The following is a 21,210-nucleotide window of genomic DNA, read 5'->3' on the forward strand; positions in this document are numbered from 1 at the left end:
TGTTGTGGCGAGGGGATGTGGGAGCAAGGCTTGCCCGCGATGCGGGCGCCTCGTTTCCCTGGAGACCGCGTCGTCTTCATCGCGGGCAAGCCTTGCTCCCACAGATAAATCCCCTCGGCACAGGTAGAATCGCGTCTCACGCAAAATTCGAGGTTGCAGCGGTGGATTTACAGCAGGGCTTTGTCCTGACCCGGCATTGGCGCGATACTCCGGCCGGCACCGAAGTCGAATTTTGGCTGGCGACCGACGCCGGCCCCCAGCGCGTGCGCCTGCCAGTGCAGCCGTCGGTGGCATTCGTGCCACAGATTCAGCGCGGTCAGGTCGAAGCCTTGCTGCAAGGGGAGAAGGACGTTGAGTTGCGGCCCCTGGACCTGCTGGATTTCGAGCATCGACCGGTGCTGGGTCTGTATTGCCGGCAACACGCGCAGTTGATGCGCCTGGATACCACCTTGCGCCGTGCCGGTGTGGATGTGTTCGAAGCTGACATCCGTCCACCTGAACGCTACCTGATGGAGCGGTTTATCACCGCGCCGGTCTGGTTCGGTGGCACAAAAGTCTCTGACGGCCTGCTGCTGGACGCCCAGATGAAACCGGCCCCCGAATATCGTCCGCCATTGCGCCTGGTATCGCTGGACATCGAAACCACCGCCCAGGGCGATTTGTATTCCATTGCCCTTGAAGGCTGTGGCGAGCGTCAGGTGTATATGCTCGGCCCGCCCAATGGCGACGATACAGGTGTGGATTTCCAGCTTGAGTACTGTGAATCTCGCACCTTGCTGCTGAAGAAACTCAACGATTGGTTCGCCCGTTTCGATCCCGACGCGATCATTGGCTGGAACCTGGTGCAGTTCGATTTGCGCGTGTTGCATGAGCACGCCCGGCGCCTGGCCGTGCCGCTACGCCTGGGGCGAGGCGGGGAGGAGATGCAGTGGCGCGAGCATGGTGCGCGCAACAATCACTTTTTCGCCTCGGCGGCGGGCCGGCTGATCATCGACGGCATTGAGTCGCTGCGTTCGGCGACCTGGAGTTTCCCTTCGTTCAGCCTGGAAAATGTCGCCCAGACGCTGTTGGGAGAGGGCAAATCCATCGACAACCCGTATCAGCGCATGGACGAGATCAACCGCATGTTTGCCGAGGACAAACCGGCCCTGGCCCGCTACAACCTCAAGGACTGTGAGCTGGTGACACGGATCTTCGCCAAGACCGAACTGCTCAAGTTCCTGCTGGAGCGGGCCAGTGTCACCGGTCTGCCGGCGGACCGCAGCGGCGGTTCGGTGGCGGCCTTCACGCACTTGTACATGCCGCTGATGCACCGCCAGGGTTTCGTCGCGCCAAACCTGGGCCAACGTCCGCCCGAGGCCAGCCCGGGCGGTTTTGTCATGGATTCCCAGCCGGGGCTCTACGAGTCGGTGCTGGTGCTGGATTACAAGAGCCTGTATCCGTCGATCATCCGCACCTTCCTGATCGACCCGGTGGGCTTGATCGAAGGCCTGCGCCACCCGGACGAAAGCCAGTCGGTACCCGGCTTTCGCGGGGCACAGTTCTCTCGCACGCGGCATTGCCTGCCGGCCATCGTGGCGCGGGTGGCCGAAGGCCGGGAAACCGCCAAGCGTGAACACAATGCACCGTTGTCCCAGGCACTGAAAATCATCATGAACGCCTTCTATGGCGTGCTCGGTTCCAGTGGTTGTCGCTTCTTTGATCCACGGCTGGCGTCGTCCATCACGCTGCGGGGTCACCAGATCATGCAGCGCACCCGACAGTTGCTCGAAGCCCGGGGGCATGTGGTGATTTACGGTGATACCGACTCCACGTTCGTCTGGCTACGCCGGGCCCACGGCCAGGAAGAGGCGGCGACCATTGGCCAGGAACTGGTGAGTTACGTCAATCAGTGGTGGCGCGAACACGTGCGGGACGAATTCGGCCTGGAGAGCGCGCTGGAGCTGCAGTTCGAAACCCATTTCAAACGCTTTCTGATGCCCACCATTCGCGGCGCGGAAGAGGGCAGCAAGAAGCGCTATGCCGGGTTGGTCACCCGCGCCGACGGCAGCGACGAGATCGTCTACAAGGGCCTGGAAACCGTGCGCACCGACTGGTCGCCCCTGGCCCGGCAGTTCCAGCAGGAGCTGTACGGGCGGATTTTCCACCGCAAGCCTTATCAGGATTATGTGCGCGATTATGTTCACCAGACCCTGGCCGGAGCGTTCGATGACCGCCTGGTCTACCGCAAGCGCCTGCGCCGGCCTCTGGACGACTACGAACGTAACGTACCGCCCCACGTGCGGGCCGCGCGGCTGGCCGACGAGTTCAACCTGCGCCAGGGCCGCGCGCGGCAATATCAGAACGGCGGGTGGATCAGCTACGTGATTACCGTCGCCGGCCCCGAGCCGCTGGAAATCCGCAGCGCGCCGATCGATTACGATCATTACGTGACCAAACAGCTACAACCGGTGGCGGACGCGATCCTGCCGTTTGTCGATGACGATTTCTCGACCCTGGTGGGGGGGCAGATGGGCTTGTTTTAACGGCTGCGGCGTTGTTGCTGCAGGCCGGCTGCTCTTGTGGCGAGGGGATTTATCCCCGCTGGGCTGCGCAGCAGCCCTAAAGCAGTTAACTCAATCTTCCTGGCACACCGAGTTGCCTGGTTTGGGGGCCGCTGCGCAGCCCAGCGGGGATAAATCCCCTCGCCACAGGACCTGGTTCACTGCGCGACAGCGCAGCGTCGAAGACGCTGCGGCCACTCCCTCGCCACAAAAAGCTCTTTGCTCGTGAGAACTAGACCATCGCCAACCGCTGCTTGCCCTCTGGCTGCGGGAACATCAAGTCCAGCGCCGCCAGATCCTGGGGTGCGAGCTTCAGGTTGGCCGCTTCGGCGTTCAGGCGCACATGTTCAGTCTGAACGGCTTTGGGAATGGCAATGACATTGTCCTGGCGCAACAGCCAGGCCAGTGCGATCTGCGCGGGGGTTGCGCCGTGGCGTTCGGCGATCTGCCCCAAGGTGTGGTCCTTGAGCAGTTGCCCGCCCTGGCCGATCGGGCAGTAAGCCATGACTGGCATGCGTTGCTGTTGGCACCAGGGCAGCAGGTCGAATTCGATGCCGCGCTCCTGCAGGTTGTACAGCACCTGGTTGGTGGCGCAGGCCGGTGAAGCCAGTTCTTCGAGGTCCGCGACATCAAAGTTCGACACACCCCAGCGGCCGATCTTGCCTTCTTCGCGCAGCCGTTCGAACGCTTCGACGGTTTCTTCCAGTGGGTATTGCCCGCGCCAATGCAGCAGATAAAGGTCGATGTAGTGGGTGTCCAGGCGCCGCAAACTGCGTTCGCAGGCAAGCGCAATGCCTTTGCGGCTGGCATTGTGGGGGTAGACTTTGCTCACCAGGAAAACCTGGTCCCGCAGGCCGGTGATCGCTTCGCCAACGACTTCTTCCGCGCCGCCTTCGGCATACATCTCCGCCGTGTCGATCAGCGTCATGCCCAATTCGATGCCCAAGCGCAGGGCCGCTACTTCTTTCTTGTGACAGGACGGATCCTCGCCCATGCGCCAGGTGCCCTGGCCGATCACCGGTACGGCTTCGCCGGCCAATTCCAGAGTCCTCATGCCTACCTCCTGTTTACTCGAACGTTAGACGTGTGGCAGCAGGATAGACCAGGTGTTCAAACGTTGATCGTTCCCAACCGCGTGGGAACGATCTTTTCGTGGAGGGGTTTATTGCGCGGAGAACTTCAACACCATGGTCTGGGTGTAGGTCTGACCTGGGTCAAGCCGGGTCGACGGGAAGTTCGGCTGGTTTGGAGAGTCGGGGTAGTGTTGGGTTTCCAGGGTGAACGCGCCCCAGTGTGGATACACCTTGCCGTGCTTGCCCTTGACCGTGCCGTCGAGAAAGTTGCTGGTATAGAACTGCACGCCAGGCTCGGTGGTGTAGAGCTGCAAGCGCCGTCCGGACTGTGGGTCGTAGACCTCAGCGGCCAGTTTGCTCACGTCGCCCTTGGCGTCAAGCGCCCAGTTGAAATCGAAACCGCCCTGTTTGGGTTCGGCGAATTTGAGCTGCGGGTGATCAGCCTTGATATGGGTGCCGATGGCGGTGGGCTTGGTGAAGTCCATCGGTGTGCCGGCCACCGGAGCCAACTCACCGGTAGGGATGAGTTTGCCGGTAACCGGGGTGTAATGGGCGGCGTGCAGGGTCGCGACCTGTTTCAGTATGTCGCCGTTACCGGCACCGGCGAGGTTGAAATAGCTGTGGTTGGTCAGGTTCAGCACCGTGGGTTTGTCGGTGGTGGCCTGGTACTCGATGCGCAATTCATTCTTTTCGTTGAGGCTGTAGGTGACATCTGTCTTCAGTGCGCCAGGGAAACCCATCTCGCCATCCGCCGACAGGTAGGTCAGGGTCACGCCCACCGAGTCCTTGCCGTCATGGGGTTCGGCTTTCCACACGCGCTTGTCGAACCCTAGCGGTCCGCCATGCAGGGAGTTGCTCTTGTCGTTCTGCGGTACCTGGTAACGCTTGCCGTCCAGCTCGAACGCACCGCCAGCCAGGCGATTGCCGAAGCGGCCAATGGTTGCGCCGAAATACACGTTGCCGTTCTTCTGGTAACCCTGCACATCGTCGAAACCCAGCACCACATCGGCGGTCATGCCGTTCTTGTCCGGCACGATCAATGACTGGAGGATCCCGCCGTACGTGATGACAGTGGCCTCCATGCCGTGGCTGTTGCGCAGTACGAATTTTTCCACGGCGGTACCGTCGTTGGTCTTGCCGAACGCTGCGCGTTCGTTGCTCAGGCCAGCGGCCTGGGAAGCAGAGGTGGCGATCATCAGAGACACTCCGAGAGCCGTGAGCAGATGTCTGGATTCAAGCATGGTGTGACCTTCCTTCCTGTCTTGTTGTTGTTTGGAACGCGGGTCGAGTCCGGTGTTTAGTCGGATCGCGATGAAGGTTTATTCGATTAGTAGTCTTTCTATTTGAAAGGATAGAAGGGATATATAGCCATTAATCGCGATTAATCAATTAAAAAGTCATACTAATTGAGTGGGCGGATTTTTCTCGCCTGTGTGGTTTTCCCTCGTCCATCGCACTTTTACGTTTTTTGCCGCTCTATCCATGGCCAGGAAGCGGCGACCCCCACCGCCTCCCCAAGCCCAGACCGAGACTCGATGGCCGGTGTTTTTCATTCCGTGATGGTGTCGCGACGTCGCTGTTCAGCGCTGTTGGCCGGCGTGTTGATGTTGCTTGGCGGCGGGTGCAGTCAGCAGCAGGGGCAGGACATGGTCACTCAGTTCAGCAACACCAGGCCCCAGGAGCTGCTGCAGACCAGCGTTGACCGCATGGCCACGCTGGCGATGCACGACAACCTGCAAAGCCTCTATCTGTTGATGAACAAGCTTTATCTGCGCAATCCCGAAGAGTTGCGCAAGTCCGGATTTCTCGACGCCCGTGCCGCTGAAAAGCAGGTACGCCTGGCCATCGAGCAGCAACAACCATTACCGACCTTGGGCGGCAAGAAAGACCTGGCCGCCCTGAGCTATGCCATGAGCCCGGAGTTCCTGGGTGACCGGGTGGGGGCGTTCATCTACGCCATTGGCAGCATGCTGGTCACGGCCCATGGCAATCGTCTCGAGTTCTACATGACCGACGCCATCGATCCGCGGTTTGTCAGCAACGCGGCGCGCAATATCGAAAAAGCCACCTGGATACTCAGCCAACGACAGGACAAGGACGGTAAGCCGCTGCTGTTTTCCAACGAGATTTCGGAGGAGGGCAGTAATCTCAGCTTCGCCGTGGAGTTCGGGAAAATCGTTGCGCGCCTGGACCTGCTCACCCAAATGCTGGACGAGCGCTACCGGCGGATCGGTCTGAACTACGCCCAGAGTTTGCTCTTTCTTAACTTCCTGCCCGTTCAGTAACGTGAGGGTAAAAAGGAATAAAGATAGATCACATCGATATAGGTGGTTATAAGAAAAATCGCTATGCTCGCGACCAGATTTTATTTCATGCGGTCGCGCTTAATGGATTTCGGTAATGTCGGTTTAGTCATAGCGGGCTTGGTCGTCGGTTTCATCGTCGGGATGACCGGCGTGGGTGGCGGTTCGCTGATGACCCCCATTCTGTTGTGGTTTGGTATCAACCCTGCAACCGCAGTGGGTACGGATCTGCTGTACGCGGCGATAACCAAGTCCGGGGGGGTACTGGTTCACGCCAAAAACCGCAACATCGATTGGGCCATCACCGGCTGGTTGACCTTGGGCAGCGTGCCGGCGGTTGGGTTGACGCTGTGGTTTCTCAGCAGCCTGCACAGTTCGCCCGACGCCATGAACGCGGTCATCAAGCAAGCCCTGGGTTTTGTGCTGTTCGCTACCGCCCTGGCGATCCTGTTCAAGAAGCGCCTTCTGCAATTTGCCCATGATCGTGCGGGCGGCCACTACAATCCCACCGGATCGCGGCTCAATGTGCTCACTGTCGTCACTGGCCTGGTCCTGGGCGTCATGGTTGCGCTGACCTCCATTGGCGCTGGCGCACTGGGCACCGTCGCACTGTTCATTCTCTATCCATTCCTGGTCACCAAGCGCCTGGTGGGCACTGAAATCGCCCACGCGGTGCCACTGACCCTGGTCGCCGGCCTGGGCCACGCCAGCATGGGCAACATGGACTGGCACATCCTGGGTTACCTGCTGATCGGTTCGTTGCCGGGCATCTACCTGGGCAGTCACTTGTCGGGGCGCATTTCCGATGAGGTGCTGCGCCCATGCCTGGCAGTGATGCTGGCGATGATCGGGTTCAAGTTGGCGTTCTAACCTGCGCACCAATCAATGTGTGCGAGCCTGCTCGCGATGAGGCCGGTACAGCAAACACCTGCTTGACTGACTGTGCGCCGTCGCGAGCAGGCTCGCTCCCACAGGAGTTGTGCCCGACTCCTGTAACGAAATTGTTCATCTCCTACGCCACGGTTGCGCAATGACCCCTCTGGCCTAAGCTTCAAGGCAGGCAGACGCGGTATTGGGCGACTGTCGCGGAACAATCGCCACCATGCGCAATCAGTACAGCGTAGATATCAAAAGGAGAGGCGCATGCTCATTCGGTCGTTGACCTTCGCTACCTTGCTGGCCATTGCCGGTCCCTTGTTCGCCGCAGATGGCGACTCACCCTTGGCGGTGGACAAGGGCAAATCCCGCCCCTTGATTGTCATCGCGCCCAGCACTGTTGACCCTGCCTGGGTCAGCCTGAAAAAAGCCCTGGAGGAGCCGGCCGGCAAACAGGGCTTTTCCGAGCGCAACCTGGTGCTTTACACCGTGCTCAACACGATGGGGCAGCGCGACGGCAAAGACCTGGACCCGCAAAGCACCATGGCGCTGATCCGTTCACTCAAGTTGGGGGCCGGTGCCCAGACCAAGATCATCCTGGTGGGCAAGGATGGAGAAAAGAAGCTTGAGCACTCAGGAGCGATCGAGCTGAAGGACATCTTCGACACCGTCGATAAACTGCCTTCGGCAGAACAGGAAGCGGCGGCGCCAACCCCGACTCCCGCGCCTGAAGCCGCACCGGCCAAGGATGTGAAGGGCGCCAAGGCGAGCAAACCGATGGCTGAGCCGAAGCCGCTGGAGGATTGACCGGGCAGGCGATGAGATCCCTTTGTGGCGAGGGAGCAAGCTCCCTCGCCACAAAGATTTGCGTAGCCTATTGTTTCTCCAGCGCCGTCAGGATCTTGTGCGCCGCCTTCACCCGCTCCTCAATCGGGTAGTTTTTGTTTGCCAGTATCACGATCCCCATAGCCTTTCCTGGTACGAATGCCGCATAGGCACCAAAGCCACCGGTCGAGCCGGTCTTGTTGATCCAGCTATTGTCCGGTGCGGGCAAGGGTGGGTTGAGCGGTTCCACTTTTTGTGGCATCAGCGCCATTTGCGGTGCATTACCGGCCAATAACGCGTCAAGCGTGACTGGGTAAGGGTAGAACTCCCAACCCAATCCCTGGGTCATGCCACTGGCTTTGTAGAACCCGGTGTGCGTCGTGGCGATGGCCTGCCGCAGATCGGCGTCCAGCTTTTCGGGCCGCAGGTTAGCCTCAATGAAGCGAAGCAAGTCCGATGAACTGGTTTTCACGCCATAGGCTTCGGAGTCGAGCGCTCCCGGTCCGACCCGCACAGGTTTGCCGTCCTTCGCGTAGCCTTGGGCGTATCGGTTCAATTGGTCCTTGGGCACCCGCACATAACTGTGCTTGAGGCCCAATCCCGGCATGAGTGTCTGTTCCATCACATCATCAAACGGTCGACCCAGGCTGCGGGCTGCCAGGTAGCCGAACAGGCCGATGCTCGGGTTTGAATAGAGCCGCTGGGTACCGACCGGGTAGAGTGGTTTCCAGGTCTTGTAGTAACTGAACATCCGGTCCGGATGGTCCGCTTCGCCAGGAAACTGCAAAGGCAGGCCACCCGGCGTGTAGGTGGCGAGGTTGAGCAGGCTGATGCCTTGCAGGGCGCTGCCGCTCAGCTCGGGGGCGAAGCGACCGGCCGGGTCCGACAGGGACAATTTGCCCTGGGCCTGGGCGTAGGCACCGAGGGTGGCGGTGAAGGTTTTGCTGACCGAGCCGATTTCGAACAGCGTCTGGTCGGTCACTGCCTGCTTCGTGTCCTTGGAGGCGACCCCGTAATTGAAGTAATGACGTTCACCCTTGTGAGTGATTGCCACGGCCATGCCGGCGATGTCCTGTTGTTTCATCAAGGGCTGGATCACGGCATTGACAGTGTCTTCAACGCGTTCCTGGGCAAAGCCCGTTGTCGTTCCGCAGGCGATGAAAAAAGCGCCCGTGAGTATCGATTTGGCAATGTGCATGTCTGACCGTTCTCCATGAGTCCTGATGATGCCAGCTGCTCTGCCAGCAGCTTTGGGGCACTCAATCTAGGGAGTTTTCGGTTGTCCGGCAATCGTGGGCCTTGCGGTCCGAACGGGGTTGCGAGTCATCTGACCGGGTTGCAAGAGACTTCCTACGAAAATCTTTAGCGTCCGGGCATTCAACGGACTCATGGCAAACCACACAAACCACTGGTCGCCGGGTAAACTTGCGCTCTTTCTAAAGGAGTCCACATGAGCTACTACCAGCCCGGCATTCTCGCCACCCCTGTTCCGCCTCAGGCCCGTCACTTGTTTTTTGCCCTGGAATCGGTCGAGGCGCTGCCGGCTGCGATCGATAAGCTTTTGTTGCAACTCGATGGGCGAGTAGTGATCGGCCTTGGCGAGTCGCTGGTCCAGGCGCTGGGTGCGCAGGTCGAAGGCCTGCGGGCATTTCCGGCCCTGGCCGGCGTGGGCGTGGACAACCCTTCGACTCAACACGCGCTGTGGTGCTGGCTACACGGCGAAGACCGTGGCGAGCTGCTGCACCGCAGCCGCGCCATCGAGGCCGCTCTGGCCCCGGCGTTGCGCCTGGTGCAGATGAACGAAACCTTCCGCCACATGACCGGCCATGACCTGACCGGTTATGAAGACGGCACTGAGAATCCTCACGATGAAGCGGCCATCGCCGCCGCCCTGGCCCAAGGTGTCGATGGGGTGCGCGGCGGCAGTTTCGCGGCGATCCAGCAATGGCAGCACGATCTGGACGGTTTTGCCGCCATGCAGCCCCATGAGCGCGACAACATCATGGGCCGGCGCCTGAGCGACAACGAGGAAATCGACGATGCCCCGGAGTCGGCCCACGTCAAACGCACCGCCCAGGAAAGCTTCGCCCCAGAAGCCTTCGTCGTACGCCGCTCCATGCCGTGGATTGAAGGGGATCGTGCTGGCCTGATGTTCCTGGCGTTCGGTTTCTCCCTCGACGCCTTCGAGGCTCAACTGCGGCGCATGAGCGGGTTGGAGGACGGCATCACCGACGGTCTGTATCGCATGAGCCGACCGATTACGGGAGGCTACTACTGGTGCCCGCCGTTGCTGGACGGGCGTCTGGATCTACGGGCTTTGGCCCGCTGAACCCAGCGCAAGCGCAACGGCTTGTGCAAAAGTACAGCGTGAACGCTATTCTTGGGCCGGACGTCTATCCGTGGAATGGGGAGAGCGAACGTGGATAAAGTCATCGTCATCACCGGTGGCGGCCGCGGGATTGGGGCGGCCACGGCGCTGTTGGCTGCCGACCTGGGCTATCGGATCTGCATCAATTACCAGTCTGATGAAGGCGCCGCGCAGGATGTGCTTGGACAGGTCCGGGCCAAGGGTGCACAGGCGATTGCCGTGCGGGCGGATGTGAGCATCGAAGATGAAGTGGTCGCGCTGTTCGACCGTGTGGACGCTGAGTTGGGCCGTGTCACCGCTTTGGTGAACAACGCCGGAACGGTCGCCCACAAGTCCCGGCTCGACGAAATGTCCGAGTTTCGCATTCTCAAGATCATGAAGACCAACGTCCTGGGGCCGATTCTCTGCGCCAAGCACGCGGTGCTGCGCATGTCGCCCAGGCATGGCGGGCAAGGTGGCAGTATTGTGAACGTCTCCTCGGTGGCCGCCCGCCTGGGCGCGCCGGGCGAGTATGTCGACTACGCGGCCTCCAAGGGCGCGCTGGACACCTTCACCATTGGCCTGTCCAAGGAAGTGGCCGGGGAAGGTATCCGCGTCAATGCCGTTCGCCCAGGTTATATCTACACCGATTTCCATGCCCTCAGCGGCGACCCGGACCGGGTCAGTAAGCTGGAGTCGGCAATTCCCATGGCCCGTGGCGGCCGTCCCGATGAAGTGGCTGAAGCGATTATCTGGTTGCTGTCGGACAAGGCTTCGTATGCGACCGGGACGTTTGTGGATTTGGGGGGCGGGCGCTGAGCGCTGAAACATAAGTTGTCTGTTCTGCCGCCATCGCGAGCAGGCTCGCTCCCACATTGGGTTTGCGGCGAGACGAATATCTCAGCTACTCAGCAGATCTCATGTGGGAGCGAGCCTGCTCGCGATGGGGCAATAACAGACAACCCAATATCAAAACGACCGAATAATCCGCCCCAACGTCTCCATAGCCTTCTCCGACACTTCGGTCCACGGGCTGCCATAGTTCAAGCGGATACAATTGCCGAAACGCCGGGTCGGTGAAAAAATCGGCCCCGGAGCGATGCTGATGCCCTGGGCCAAGGCCATCTGGAACAGTTTCAGCGAGTCCATCTGCTCGGGCAGTTCCAGCCACAGAAAATACCCCCCCGCCGGCTGGCTGACGCGGGTCTGGGCGGGGAAGTAACGGGCGATGGCGGCGAGCATGGCGCTTTGCTGTTCTTCCAGAGCGTAGCGCAGTTTGCGCAGATGACGATCATAGCCACCGTGTTGCAGGTAATCGGCGATGGCCGCCTGGGCCGGCATCGAGGCGCACAGCGATGTCATGAGTTTGAGCCGTTCGATCTTCTGTGCGTAACGCCCGGCGGCGACCCAGCCGATGCGATAACCCGGCGCCAGGCTCTTGGCGAACGAACCGCAATGCATCACCAGCCCTTCGGTGTCGAACGCCTTGGCCGGCTTGGGTGCCTGCTGGCCGTAATAGAGTTCTGCGTAAACGTCGTCCTCGATCAGCGGCACCTGATGACGGCGTAGCAACTCCACCAACGCCTGTTTTCTTTCCTCGGGCATGGTCGCGCCCATGGGATTCTGGAAACTGGTCATGCACCAGCACGCTTTGATCGGGTGGCGCTCCAGCGTCTGCTCCAATACGTCCAGATCAATCCCGTCGCGCGGGTGTACGGGGATTTCCACCGCCTTGAGCTTGAGCCGCTCCAGCACTTGCAGGCTGGCGTAGAACGCTGGCGCCTCGATTGCCACCAGGTCGCCGGGCTCGGTCACGGCTTGCAGGCACAGGTTCAAGGCTTCCAGGGCGCCGTTGGTGACCAGCAGTTCTTCCATGGGCAGCATCAGCCCGCCGACCATGTAGCGCAGGGCGATCTGCCGGCGCAGTTGCGGATTGCCCGGCGACATGTCCGTGACCACCACTCGAGGGTCCATATCCCGCGTTGCGCTGGAGAGCGAGCGGGACAGTCGTTGCAGGGGGAACAGGGTCGGGCTGGGGAACGCCGAACCGAACGGTACAGTGGCCGGATCCTTGATCGAGTCCAGCACCGAAAACACCAGCTCGCTGACGTCGACTTCGGTGCTGTCGTGCACCTGGGTGCTGATCACCGGCTCGGCAAACGGATTGGGTGCATGGGCGTTGACGAAGTAGCCGGAGCGCGGCCGGGCCCGGATCAGGCCACGTCGCTCCAGCAGGTAATAGGCCTGGAACACTGTGGACGGGCTGACGCCGTATGCCTGGCTGGCATAACGCACCGACGGCACACGCTGTCCTGGCCCCAGCACGCCGGAGCGGATCAGTTCAGCGATGTCATCGGCGAATTTCTCGTAGCGTTTCATAGCGGGCTCAGTCTTGAGTGACACAGGGTTTTGGGCTTTTAAACGGTGGGAGCGGGCTTGTGGGAGCAAAGCTTGCTCGCGAAGAACGATGACGCGACCTTACTATTGATATCCGTGTCGCCTGCGTCGCGAGCAAGCTTTGCTCCCACAAGCTTGCTCCCACAAAAGTTTGGCATCTTAAGCCTCAACGATTTACCGGCGCCACAAAGCGGCTGGTGGCCTCACTGAAGGTCTCAGGCTCGTCACTGTCGGCCACCTTGAAGATCATCTCCCGGGAACCGCTGCGGGGCCGTTCGCTGAGCATCGCCACCGACACCGGTACGTCGAGGATTTCCCCCGGCGCCAGGCTCAATTGCGTTCTGCCCTGCAGGACAAAGCCCTCGGCGTCCGTCAGGGACAACTGATAATCCTGGCGCTGCTGGGTCTTGTTGATGATTTTCAGGCTGTAGATGTTTTCGATCTGGCCCAGGCTATTCTCGCGGAACAGCCCGCGGTCCTTGGTCACGTCCAGTGAGACCATGGGGCGTTCTACCAGCGCCACGGCCAATGCCCCGATCATCACCAGCAGCACGGCGGTATAACCGATCAACCGGGGCCGCAACAGGTGAGTCCTGCCGCCTTGCAACTGATGTTCAGAGGTGTACTTGATCAGGCCACGGGCGTAACCCATCTTGTCCATGATCGAGTCGCAGGCATCGATGCAGGCGGCGCACCCGATGCACTCCATTTGCAGGCCGTCGCGAATGTCGATGCCGGTGGGGCAGACCTGCACGCACATCTGGCAATCGATGCAATCGCCCAAGCCCAGATTGGCCGGGTTCACTTCGCGCTTGCGCGGGCCACGGATTTCGCCACGGGTCGTGTCATAGGAAATGGTCAGGGTGTCTTTGTCGAACATCACGCTCTGAAACCGTGCATAGGGGCACATGTGCATGCACACCGCTTCACGTAGCCAGCCAGCGTTGAGGTAGGTGGCGCCGGTAAAGAACAGCACCCAGAACAGACTGACACCGGCTATTTGCAGGGTCAGAAGCTCTTCGGCCAGTGGACGGATCGGCGTGAAATAACCGACGAAGGTCAAGCCGGTGAGCAGGCTGATAGCCAGCCACAACGTATGTTTGGCTGAGCGACGCAGCAGCTTGTTCAAGGTCCAGGGCGCCGCCTGCAGCTTGATCCGCTGGTGCCTTTCGCCCTCGGTGATTTTCTCGCACCACATGAAGATCCAGGTCCAGGAGCTTTGCGGGCAGGTGTAGCCGCACCACACCCGACCGGCAAATACGGTGATCGCGAACAGGCCGAAGGCGGCGATGATCAGCAGTGCCGACAGCAGGATGAAATCCTGGGGCCAGAAAGTCGCACCAAATATGTGGAATTTGCTTTCGGCGAGGTCCCAGAGCACCGCCTGGCGGTCGCCCCAGTTCAGCCATACGGTGCCGAAAAACAGCAGGAACAGAAGCCCTGCACCGCTGATGCGCAAGGTGCGGAACAAACCGGTAAAGCTGCGGGTGTGGATCAGGTTATCGGTGGTCCGGGCCTTTATCTTCGTCGGCGCGGGCTCGAAGTGCTGTATCAACTGGACGGGGATTCTTTCGCTCATGGTCGGTCGCTCCTCAGCCTGTAACTGGCCGGCGCACTATGACCATCGAACTGTTTTCATAACAGACTCAGGTATCTCGATAAAAACCGGATCAGATGCCCTGAAGCCTTGGCCCTGCGACACTTTGATGCATCCAGGATCAGACCAATATCCCTATGGCGAGGAGCCCTGTGGGAGCAAAGCTTGCTCGCGATGCAGGCTCCTCGGTGCCACAGACCACCAAGTTGTGTTCAACGCGGAAAACACAGAGGACTATGTTCTTTAACCAAAGGGACTCAGATCACCGAATCGCTATCAGTCGCCTTGAGGTTCTTACGCCCATCGACCGCCCCGGCCACGGTCAGGGCATCGGCTTGCGCCTCGGTGATGTAGACCCGACCACCGTTGAGATCCACCGCTGACATGGCTTTTTCCGAGTCCGTGATAATGGTCAGCTCGCTGGCGGCCCGCTGTTCGTTGATCTCTTCGGTGTCGAAAGAGCAGATTTGGTTGCTATCGATACTTACACTCATGGTTACGTTTCCTTCTGGATGTCCTGAACGTTAGGCGCCGGCCCGCAGCCAGGGTTCGTTGCGTCTGATCAGCGGTCGGGCGCACCTCTGGCCTGGCTTGCGGTCCATCGTTTATCGACTGGAAAGAGGACCGTTCATGGACGCCTGGTGGCATGAAGTCTGGATAACCCTGCAATCGGAATTCGCTGATATCACCGATGCGCAGCAGATGACGCGGGTAACCGTGCGCCTGCTGATGGCCGCGGTGTTGGGCGGCATCCTGGGTTTTGAACGTGAACACAAGGGCAAGGCCGCCGGGGTTCGGACCCATATGCTGGTGGCCCTGGGTGCGGCGCTGTTTGTCCTGGTGCCGCAGATGTCCGGCTCTGAAGCCGACGCCATGAGCCGAGTGGTGCAAGGCGTCATCGCTGGTATCGGTTTTCTCGGCGCGGGCACCATCCTCAAAGGCAACGACAGTGACGAAAGCCACGTAAAAGGCCTGACCACCGCCGCCGGTCTGTGGATGACTGCCGCCATCGGCGTCGCCGCCGGACTGGGGCGGGAGTCGACCGCAGTGCTCAGTACGGTGTTGGCGCTGGCGATCTTCAGTGTGATGCCGCTGATTGTCCGGGCGCTGGAGAAGGAGGATAAGCCGTGACTGCGATCTCCAGCCAGGACACATAATCCAGTGTGGGAGCGGGCTTGCTCGCGAAAGCGGTGTGTCAGCCAAGGTTTCGTCGACTGACACGCCGCTTTCGCGAGCAAGCCCGCTCCCACAGTTTTTTTGTTATCCACTAGGCTGTTAATCAAACCCGCTCCGGCGGCGCCTCGCTCGGCGGGTCGCCCAGAGGGGGCTGCGGATCAAGCGGCGGGTCTTGCTCCGGAATCGGCTCGGGGTCAGGACCGGGCGGCGGCAGGTTGGGGTCGTCAATGTTGGGATCCGGGGTTTCGGCCGGGATGGGGATGTTCATCTGGACGGGTCTCCGTGACGCACATGGCTTGAGTCGTGCTTAACCTTGTTGACCACCTTGCGCCTGGTTTGATCCCGCTGGCATCGGGGCAAATCACTCTGAACTTTTAACCGGTGGTTCGGTTCGGAGTTTAAGTGAGTTTTTTCAGGGATCCTTTTTTTCAAGGACTACTGGGCCTTTACCGCCACAACGTCCATGGGGCGTAAAAGGAGCGATGTTCGATGACTGCTGAACACCCGACTGACCTGACCTACAACCCGCATTTGCCTCTGTCCCAGGCCCTGTTACTGCCGCGTATTGCAATTGAAAACACCATGCCAGTCATCGATGGCGGGCAATTCGCGGCCAAGGCCGTGGCTGGGCAGGGCGTGATCGTGACCAGTAAAGTGTTCGCCGATGGCCATGACAAAATGGCTGTGCGCATCCGTTGGCGCGCGCTGGAAAATGACGCCTGGAACAGCGAGGTCATGATCGAGTTGGGCAATAACGGCTGGCAAGGCCAGTTCAATGTGCCGGAGCAGGGCCGTTATGTGTTCCGGATCGAAGCCTGGATCGATCAGTTCGCCAGTTTCCGCTATGAGCTGGAGAAGAAATTCGGTGCCGGGGTTCCCATCAGCCTCGAATTGCAGGAAGGGCGCAATCAGGTGCAGATGGCCGCCGAGCGCAGCGAAGGTGAGCTGAGTGAGCAACTGGCCGCCTTGCACCATGAGCTCTCCGGCCTGTTGCCGACTGAGCAGGTGGCGTTGTTCCTGGCGCCGCGCAGCGCCGCTCTCATGTCCCGGGCCGATCATCGGCCATACGTCAGTCTCAGCCCCGAATATCCACTGGACGTGGAGCGCAAGCTGGCCGAGTTCGCCAGTTGGTACGAACTGTTTCCCCGTTCGATCACCGATGATCCCAAGCGCCATGGCACCTTCAATGACGTGCATTCGCGTCTGGCGATGATCCAGGACATGGGCTTCGATGTGCTGTACTTCCCGCCGATTCACCCCATCGGTCGCAGCTTTCGCAAGGGCCCGAACAACTCCCTCACCGCCGGCCCCGACGACCCGGGCAGCCCCTACGCCATCGGTAGCGAGGAGGGCGGTCACGAAGCGATTCACCCGCAGTTGGGCTCTCGCGAGGATTTCCGGCGCCTGGTGTCGGCGGCGGCCGATCACGGCCTGGAAATTGCCCTCGACTTTGCCATCCAGTGTTCCCAGGATCACCCGTGGCTTAAGCAGCATCCGGGCTGGTTTAGCTGGCGGCCGGACGGCACGATCAAATATGCGGAAAACCCGCCGAAGAAGTACCAGGACATCGTCAACGTCGACTTCTACGCCGCCGATGCGATTCCCAGCCTGTGGCTAGAGCTACGGGACGTGGTGGTGGGTTGGGTCAATGAAGGCGTGAAGATCTTTCGCGTCGATAACCCCCACACCAAGCCGTTGCCATTCTGGCAATGGTTGATTGCCGATGTGCGGGCCCAGCACCCTGAAGTGATGTTCCTCGCCGAAGCCTTCACCACGCCGGCCATGATGGCACGCTTGGGCAAGGTCGGTTATTCCCAGAGCTACACCTATTTCACCTGGCGTAATACCAAGGCTGAACTGGCGACGTATTTCACCGAACTCAACGAATCGCCGTTACGCGAATGCTACCGGCCGAATTTTTTCGTCAACACGCCGGACATCAACCCGGCGTTTCTCCATGAGTCGGGGCGCGCCGGGTTTCTGATCCGCGCGGCCCTGGCGACCATGGGCTCGGGTCTGTGGGGCATGTATTCGGGGTTTGAGTTGTGCGAATCGGTCCCGGTGCCGGGCAAGGAGGAATACCTCGACTCGGAAAAGTATGAAATCCGCCCCCGGGACTTCACCGCGCCCGGCAACATCATTGCCGAAATCGCCCAGCTCAACCGCATCCGTCGGCAGAACCCGGCGTTGCATACACACTTGGGCCTGACGATCTACAACGCCTGGAACGACAACATCCTGTATTTCGGCAAGCGCACCCCCGACGGCAGCAATTTCATCCTGGTGGCGGTGAGTCTCGATCCGCACACCCCGCAGGAAGCCAATTTCGAGTTGCCGCTGTGGGAGATGGGTCTCCCGGACGACGCCCAGACCCAGGGCGAGGATTTGATGAGCGGGCATCGCTGGACGTGGTATGGCAAGTACCAGTTCATGCGGATCGACCCGGTGTACCAACCGTTCGGGATATGGCGGATCAGTGTGGCGTGACGCGCAAGGATGGCTTTTGTGGAGAGGGAGCTTGCTGTGGCGAGGGGATTTATCCCCGCTGGGTTGCGAAGCGACCCCAATAGATTAAGCCCGATATGTCTGGTTGCCCGCGTTAAAGCCTTTTTGGGGCTGCTTCGCAGCCCAGCGGGGATAAATCCCCTCGCCACAAATAGACATCGCCCCATAAAAAGACCTCACAAGCCTGTTTCAGCGGCTTTACAGAATTTCTCAGGAGTTGCAAATGGCGAAGAAACCCCGGTCTGCCACCTTTATCAAAGACCCGCTCTGGTACAAGGACGCGGTGATTTATCAGGTCCACGTCAAATCCTATTTCGATTCCAATAACGACGGGATCGGTGATTTTCCCGGGTTGATCGCGAAGCTCGACTACATCGCCGATTTGGGCGTCAACACCATCTGGCTGCTGCCGTTCTACCCTTCACCCCGGCGCGACGACGGTTACGACATCGCCGAATACCGGGGCGTCAGCCCCGACTACGGGACCATGGCCGATGCACGGCGTTTCATCGCCGAAGCCCACAAGCGTAATCTGCGGGTGATCACCGAATTGGTCATCAACCACACCTCCGACCAGCATCCGTGGTTCCAGCGCGCGCGCAAAGCCAAGCCGGGTTCGAAGGCGCGGGATTTTTACGTCTGGTCCGACGACGATCACAAGTACGATGGCACGCGGATCATTTTTCTGGACACCGAGAAATCCAACTGGACCTGGGATCCGGTGGCCGGCCAATACTTCTGGCACCGCTTCTATTCTCACCAGCCGGACCTCAACTTCGACAATCCCCAGGTGATCAAAGCCGTACTGTCGGTGATGCGCTACTGGCTGGACATGGGCATCGACGGTCTGCGTCTGGATGCGATCCCGTACCTGATCGAGCGCGACGGTACCAACAACGAGAACCTGCCTGAGACCCACGACGTCCTCAAGCAGATCCGTGCCGAAATCGACGCCAATTACCCCGACCGTATGCTGTTGGCCGAGGCCAACCAGTGGCCGGAAGACACCCAGCTGTACTTCGGCGATGTCGACGCCCAGGGTTTGAACGGTGACGAATGCCACATGGCGTTCCACTTCCCGCTGATGCCGCGCATGTACATGGCGCTGGCTCAGGAAGACCGCTTTCCCATCACCGACATTCTCCGGCAGACCCCGGAAATTCCGGCCAATTGCCAATGGGCGATTTTCCTGCGCAACCACGATGAGTTGACCCTGGAGATGGTCACCGACAAGGAGCGCGACTACCTGTGGAATTACTACGCGGCCGACCGTCGGGCGCGTATTAACCTGGGGATCCGCCGACGTCTGGCGCCGCTGATGGAGCGCGACCGTCGCCGTGTCGAGTTGCTCAACAGCCTGCTGCTGTCGATGCCCGGCACGCCGACCTTGTACTACGGCGATGAAATCGGCATGGGCGACAACATCTACCTGGGCGACCGCGATGGCGTGCGCACGCCGATGCAATGGTCCATCGACCGCAACGGTGGTTTCTCCCGCGCCGACCCGGCCAGCCTGGTGCTGCCGCCGATCATGGACCCGCAATACGGCTACCAGTCGGTCAACGTCGAGACCCAGGCCGGCGACCCTCATTCATTGCTCAACTGGACCCGGCGAATGCTCGCGGTGCGCAAGCAGTCCAAGGCCTTTGGCCGTGGCACGCTGAAGATGCTCTCGCCCAGCAACCGACGGATCCTGGCTTATACCCGTGAATACACCGGCCCCGATGGCAAGCACGAAATCATCCTGTGCGTGGCCAACGTATCCCGTAGCGCCCAGGCCGCGGAACTGGACCTGTCGGCCTATGCAGGCATGGTCCCGGTGGAAATGCTGGGGGGCAATGCCTTCCCGCCCATCGGCCAACTGAATTTCCTGCTGACCCTGCCGCCATACGGCTTCTACTGGTTCGCTCTGGCGACGGAAAACCAGATGCCGAGCTGGCACGTGGAGCCGGCCCAGAGCCTGCCGGACTTCACCACCCTGGTGTTGAAAAAACGCCTGGAAGAACTGCTTGAAGCACCGTCGCGCACCACCCTGGAGCAAACCATCCTGCCGAGCTGGCTGCAGAACCGTCGCTGGTTCGCCGGCAAAGACAGCGCGATCGAGAAGGTCAACATTGTCTATGGCGTGCGCTTCGGCGATCCGCAGCATCCGGTGCTGCTGAGCGAAATCGACGTTACCAGCGGTGGTCAGACACTGCGTTACCAACTGCCGTTCGGTCTGCTGGCCGAGGACCAGGTGGGCGCGGCGTTGCCGCAGCAATTGGCGCTGTCTCGGGTTCGCCGGGTTCGCCAGGTCGGTTTGATCACCGACGCGTTCAGCCTGGAAAGTTTCGTGCGGGCCGTTCTGCAAAGCATGCAGACCGCAACGGTGCTGCCATGCACCGAGGGCGAGTTGCGCTTCGAGCCGACTGAAGGGCTGACCGCCCTGAATCTGGGAGACGAGCCGGAGGTGCGTTATCTGTCGGCTGAGCAGTCCAACAGTTCAGTGGTGGTGGGCGGCAGTCTTGTACTCAAGCTGATCCGTAAAGTGGCTTCGGGCGTACACCCGGAGCTGGAAATGAGCGCCTATCTGACAGCCGCAGGTTTCAGCAACATTTCGCCGCTGCTGGGTTCGGTGATCCGCCGCGACAGCGAAGGCGAAGAGGCGCTGCTGATGATCGCCCAGGGTTATCTGAGCAATCAGGGCGATGCTTGGGAATGGACGCAGAACAACCTCGAACGCGCTCTGCGTGATGAGCTGGCCGATGCGGTGTCCGAGCAGGAGCAGCACTACAACGCCTTGGGCGAACTCAAGGACTTCGCCGGCATGCTCGGCCAGCGCCTGGGGGAAATGCACGAGGTACTGGCCCAGACCACCGACGACCCGGACTTCGCGCCCCAGGCCACCAATGCCAAAGAAGCCCAGGCCATCGGCAAGGACGTGGCCGCGCAGGTTGAGAACGCCTTGCGTCTGCTCAAGCAGAACCAGGGCCAATTGAATCAAGCGGACCAAGGCCTGGTTGCACGCTTGCTGGAACACAAGAAAACCGTCCTGGCGCACATCCAGGCACTGGCCGGGAAGGCTGTTGGTGGCTTGCGCATCCGCGTCCATGGCGACCTGCACCTGGGGCAGGTGCTGGTGATCAAGGGCGATGCCTACCTGATCGACTTCGAGGGCGAGCCGGCACGGCCACTGCATGAACGCCGGGGCAAGCACAGCCCGTACAAGGACGTCAGTGGTGTGCTGCGCTCCTTCGATTACGCGGCGGCCATGGCGATTCACCTGAACAACGTCGACAGCACCGCCGACGCCGATGTGGCGCGGCAAAGGGTGGCTGATCGTTATTTGAAAGAGGCCCGTCAGGCATTTGTTGAGGCATATCGGCTGGCGGCAGCTAGTCTTGCCCATGAGTGGAAGGATGCTGAAGGCGAAGACGCCGCACTGGCGTTGTTCGGCCTGGAGAAGGCGGCCTATGAAGTGGCCTATGAAGCCGAGAATCGCCCCGCCTGGCTGCCCGTGCCATTGCACGGTCTGTACGGGTTATTGAGCGGGCTGAAACCCTTTTCCGACTTAGCCGGACCGATTTAG

Annotated in this window: 16 protein-coding genes; 9 read left to right on the forward strand and 7 right to left on the reverse strand. The window is 60.4% G+C overall.

From position 1 onward, the window contains the following. Positions 1 to 161: 161 nt before the first annotated feature. On the forward strand, positions 162 to 2,525 hold the full coding sequence (locus PSH57_RS10020; RefSeq protein WP_305389266.1) for a DNA polymerase II: 2,364 nt from the start codon (positions 162 to 164) through the stop codon (positions 2,523 to 2,525). A 250-nt stretch (positions 2,526 to 2,775) separates the two neighbouring features. Here PSH57_RS10020 and PSH57_RS10025 read toward each other — a convergent pair whose 3' ends face one another. After that, positions 2,776 to 3,597, reverse strand: a complete 822-nt coding sequence (locus PSH57_RS10025; RefSeq protein ID WP_256230807.1) for an aldo/keto reductase — start codon at positions 3,595 to 3,597, stop codon at positions 2,776 to 2,778. A gap of 108 nt (positions 3,598 to 3,705) precedes the next feature. Continuing rightward, the gene (locus PSH57_RS10030; RefSeq protein WP_305389268.1) at positions 3,706 to 4,857 is read right to left on the reverse strand and encodes an aldose epimerase family protein; all 1,152 of its coding nucleotides are present in this window, start codon (positions 4,855 to 4,857) and stop codon (positions 3,706 to 3,708) included. A gap of 294 nt (positions 4,858 to 5,151) precedes the next feature. Here PSH57_RS10030 and PSH57_RS10035 point away from each other — a divergent pair, with 294 nt between their 5' ends. The 3 genes from PSH57_RS10035 (at position 5,152) to PSH57_RS10045 (ending at position 7,602) form a co-directional block, all read left to right on the forward strand. Beyond that, positions 5,152 to 5,901 (forward strand): hypothetical protein, encoded by a 750-nt coding sequence (locus PSH57_RS10035; protein ID WP_305389269.1) that lies wholly within the window; start codon positions 5,152 to 5,154, stop codon positions 5,899 to 5,901. A gap of 102 nt (positions 5,902 to 6,003) precedes the next feature. Then, on the forward strand, positions 6,004 to 6,789 hold the full coding sequence (locus tag PSH57_RS10040) for a sulfite exporter TauE/SafE family protein (protein WP_305389270.1): 786 nt from the start codon (positions 6,004 to 6,006) through the stop codon (positions 6,787 to 6,789). 273 nt (positions 6,790 to 7,062) lie between these two features. Then, positions 7,063 to 7,602, forward strand: a complete 540-nt coding sequence (locus PSH57_RS10045) for a DUF4174 domain-containing protein (RefSeq protein WP_305389271.1) — start codon at positions 7,063 to 7,065, stop codon at positions 7,600 to 7,602. A gap of 67 nt (positions 7,603 to 7,669) precedes the next feature. Here the strand turns inward: PSH57_RS10045 and ampC are convergent, their stop codons facing one another. After that, positions 7,670 to 8,818, reverse strand: a complete 1,149-nt coding sequence (ampC, locus tag PSH57_RS10050) for a class C beta-lactamase (RefSeq protein WP_305389273.1) — start codon at positions 8,816 to 8,818, stop codon at positions 7,670 to 7,672. Positions 8,819 to 9,070: 252 nt separating this feature from the next. Between ampC and PSH57_RS10055 the strand changes: the two genes are divergently transcribed. After that, positions 9,071 to 9,949 (forward strand): Dyp-type peroxidase, encoded by an 879-nt coding sequence (locus PSH57_RS10055; RefSeq protein WP_305389274.1) that lies wholly within the window; start codon positions 9,071 to 9,073, stop codon positions 9,947 to 9,949. Between the two features lie 90 nt (positions 9,950 to 10,039). Beyond that, the gene (locus tag PSH57_RS10060) at positions 10,040 to 10,786 is read left to right on the forward strand and encodes an SDR family oxidoreductase (RefSeq protein ID WP_076384007.1); all 747 of its coding nucleotides are present in this window, start codon (positions 10,040 to 10,042) and stop codon (positions 10,784 to 10,786) included. Positions 10,787 to 10,936: 150 nt separating this feature from the next. Here PSH57_RS10060 and mapR read toward each other — a convergent pair whose 3' ends face one another. From mapR to PSH57_RS10075, 3 genes are all read right to left on the reverse strand, one after another. Next, positions 10,937 to 12,346, reverse strand: coding sequence for a GntR family transcriptional regulator MpaR (mapR, locus tag PSH57_RS10065; RefSeq protein ID WP_305389275.1), 1,410 nt, complete (start codon positions 12,344 to 12,346; stop codon positions 10,937 to 10,939). A gap of 184 nt (positions 12,347 to 12,530) precedes the next feature. Further along, a complete protein-coding gene (gene ccoG / locus PSH57_RS10070; RefSeq protein WP_305389277.1) occupies positions 12,531 to 13,943 on the reverse strand; it encodes a cytochrome c oxidase accessory protein CcoG in 1,413 nt (470 codons plus the stop codon). Positions 13,944 to 14,218: 275 nt separating this feature from the next. Then, complete coding sequence (locus PSH57_RS10075; RefSeq protein ID WP_256230797.1) at positions 14,219 to 14,455, reverse strand: DUF3203 family protein; 237 nt, start codon at positions 14,453 to 14,455, stop codon at positions 14,219 to 14,221. A 136-nt stretch (positions 14,456 to 14,591) separates the two neighbouring features. Between PSH57_RS10075 and PSH57_RS10080 the strand changes: the two genes are divergently transcribed. Further along, positions 14,592 to 15,092, forward strand: coding sequence for an MgtC/SapB family protein (locus PSH57_RS10080; RefSeq protein WP_256230796.1), 501 nt, complete (start codon positions 14,592 to 14,594; stop codon positions 15,090 to 15,092). Positions 15,093 to 15,240: 148 nt separating this feature from the next. Here PSH57_RS10080 and PSH57_RS10085 read toward each other — a convergent pair whose 3' ends face one another. Next, positions 15,241 to 15,405: a hypothetical protein gene (locus tag PSH57_RS10085; protein WP_214916769.1), complete on the reverse strand. Its 165-nt coding sequence runs from the start codon at positions 15,403 to 15,405 to the stop codon at positions 15,241 to 15,243. Between the two features lie 221 nt (positions 15,406 to 15,626). On the opposite strand from PSH57_RS10085, the gene PSH57_RS10090 reads away from it, so the two are divergent. Next, on the forward strand, positions 15,627 to 17,624 hold the full coding sequence (locus PSH57_RS10090) for an alpha-1,4-glucan--maltose-1-phosphate maltosyltransferase (RefSeq protein WP_305389281.1): 1,998 nt from the start codon (positions 15,627 to 15,629) through the stop codon (positions 17,622 to 17,624). 241 nt (positions 17,625 to 17,865) lie between these two features. Continuing rightward, a complete protein-coding gene (gene treS, locus PSH57_RS10095) occupies positions 17,866 to 21,210 on the forward strand; it encodes a maltose alpha-D-glucosyltransferase (protein WP_305389282.1) in 3,345 nt (1,114 codons plus the stop codon).

This window comes from Pseudomonas hefeiensis (genome assembly GCF_030687835.1).
Taxonomy (GTDB): domain Bacteria; phylum Pseudomonadota; class Gammaproteobacteria; order Pseudomonadales; family Pseudomonadaceae; genus Aquipseudomonas; species Aquipseudomonas hefeiensis.